We start from the raw sequence: 2294 nt of genomic DNA on the forward strand, positions 1-2294 counted from the left end.
GTAATCACTTTGGGTGGCGACTGCACGCCGCGGTCTGTGCGTGCGTTCGACACAGCCGATACGCTGCGCGCTGTGCCCCGCCGAATCCTGGTGATCGACGGCGTCGATGGGTTTGACGAAGCGCGCACTGCCCTGCGCGCCGGCTTCGAGGCCATCCGCGCCGAGTTCGCCGTGCGCACGGCGTTTCCGCCGGAGGCGCTCGCCGCCGCCGAGCGCGCGGCGCGCGAGGCCCACCCGGCGGGACCGCGCCGTGTCGACCGCACCGATCTGCCGCTGGTCACCCTGGATCCACCGGGCTCGATGGATCTCGACCAGGCGATGGCGATCGAGCGCCGGGCCGGCGGCTACCGGGTCTGGTACGCGATCGCCGACGTCGCCGCGTTCGTGCGGCCCGGCTCGCCGCTCGACATCGAGGCGCGTGCCCGCGTCGAGACCTTCTATATGCCGGACGTCCGGGTGCCGCTGCTGCCGCCGGTGCTCTCCGAGGGCGCCGCGTCCCTCCTCCCCGGCCAGGACCGCCCCGCGATCGTGTGGTGCATCGACCTGGACTCGGCCGGTGACACGACGGCGGTCGAGGTTAGCCGCGCGGTGGTGCGGTCCCGTACCCGCCTGGACTACCCGGCGATGCAGGGCGCCCTCGAACAGGGAACAGCGCCGGAGGTGATGAACCTGCTGCGCGAGGTCGGCGGGCTGCTGCGCGATCGCGAGGCGGTGCGCGGCGGTGTCAGCCTCAACGCGCCTGAGCAGCAGGTGGTGGCCGACTCCGACGGCTGGCGTCTGGAGTATCGCGCTCCGCTGCCGATCGAGGACTGGAACGCACAGATCTCGCTGCTCGCCGGATTCGCGGCCGCGGACATGATGCTCTACGGACAAGTCGGCGTGCTGCGCGTGCTGCCCGAACCGGAGTATGCGACAGTGGGCCGACTGCGCCGCGCGGCCCGCGCGCTCAAGATCCGGTGGCCTGACGGCGAGTCGTACGCGACGCTGATCCGCCGGATGGACCCGGCGAAGCCCCGGCATGCGGCGTTCCTCACCGAGGCGACCTCGCTGCTGCGCGGCGCCTGCTATGAGGTCTTCAACGGCACCGTGCCGGACCGTCCGGTCCACGCGGCGCTCGCGACGCAGTACGCGCACGTCACCGCGCCGCTGCGGCGGCTGGCCGACCGCTTCGCGACCGAGATCTGCGTCGCGCTGTGCGACGGGGACCCGGTGCCGGAGTGGGTCTGCGAAGCGCTGCCCACCCTCCCGCATCTCATGGAGACCGGCGACCGGCGGGCCAAGGCGGTGGATCGGGCGTGCGTCGACCTGGTCGAAGCGGTGCTTTTGCGCGACCGGGTCGGCGAGGTCTTCGAAGGCGTCGTGCTCGACCTCAACGACCGGGTCGACTGGGACCACAACGGAAAGCCCGACGCAGGTGTCGTCATGCTGCGGGAGCCCGCCGTCATAGGCCGCCTCGACGGTCACGACCTGCCGCAGGGCGCGGAACTGCGTGTGCAACTCGTCTCCGCCGATCCCGCCGCGCGCCGCGTCCTGTTCGACTGGATCGACGCCGACATGCGGCCCCCGAAGCCGCCCGAGCCCAAGACCCCGGGGCCACGGACTGAACAGCCACCGGCACCGGATTCCCGCACGAACGGCGCGTCAGGGGCTTGATCAGCGCTTGCCGCGCACCGGAGTGGTCCGGGTAGTGAGGTGATAAGTCGGATGAGCAGCCCGATCCACTCGTATTACAGTGGGGGGATGCTTGTCGAGGAACCGCTGTCCGGCCGCGCGTCGGCCACTCGTGAGGAGCCCGCGGCCGAACGGCTCGATCTGCCGACCGTGCTCGCCGCGCTGGCGGATCCGGGACGGCTGGCGATCGTGCACGCGCTGGCCGCGCAGGGCGAGGAGTGCTGCAACCGGGTCGGCGAGCTCGCCGGGCTGACCGTCGGCAAATCGACCCTGTCACACCATATGAAGGTGCTGCGCGAGTCAGGGGTCACGCACACCCGCGCGCAGGGTACGCACCGGTACGTCTCGCTGCGCCGCGAGGAACTCGACGAGGCGTTCCCGCAGTTGATGGACGCGATTCTCGGAGCGTCAGCGGGCGTCGGCGGCGGACGGCGGCAGATCAGCGATGCGCGCTAGCCGAGTCGCCGAAACCGAACGCCCGGCATCGGCGCTTTCGCGAGGCAGCGCGGGCAGCAGCCGCGGCAGGTATCCGAGCGCGGCCAAGACCAGCGCCGTGAGCGCCGTCCACACGTAAGCGGCGCCGATCAGCTGTTCCCACAAACCCCAGTGCAACTCACGGTTCT

General features: G+C 71.3%; 2 protein-coding genes and 1 pseudogene. 2 read left to right on the forward strand and 1 reads right to left on the reverse strand.

The genetic code is table 11. The features are described 5' to 3' along the window. The first annotated feature begins 72 nt into the window (after positions 1-72). Both VGS97_RS10280 and VGS97_RS10285 read left to right on the forward strand, forming a co-directional pair. Positions 73-1653 (forward strand): RNB domain-containing ribonuclease, encoded by a 1581-nt coding sequence (locus tag VGS97_RS10280; RefSeq protein WP_326853104.1) that lies wholly within the window; start codon positions 73-75, stop codon positions 1651-1653. Positions 1654-1740: 87 nt separating this feature from the next. Continuing rightward, on the forward strand, positions 1741-2127 hold the full coding sequence (locus VGS97_RS10285; protein ID WP_326853105.1) for a metalloregulator ArsR/SmtB family transcription factor: 387 nt from the start codon (positions 1741-1743) through the stop codon (positions 2125-2127). Here VGS97_RS10285 and VGS97_RS10290 read toward each other — a convergent pair. Beyond that, positions 2080-2294 (reverse strand): annotated as a pseudogene (locus VGS97_RS10290) (hypothetical protein); the annotation flags it as partial. The gene VGS97_RS10285 and the pseudogene VGS97_RS10290 sit on opposite strands and share 48 nt — an antisense overlap.

The organism is Actinocrinis sp. (assembly GCF_035946395.1).
In the GTDB taxonomy this organism is placed as follows: domain Bacteria; phylum Actinomycetota; class Actinomycetes; order Streptomycetales; family Catenulisporaceae; genus Actinocrinis.

Excerpts from the sequence above, each read along its gene's own strand:
- VGS97_RS10285 (WP_326853105.1), top strand. The coding sequence starts at position 1,741 with ATGCTTGTCGAGGAACCGCTGTCCGGCCGCGCGTCGGCCACTCGTGAG.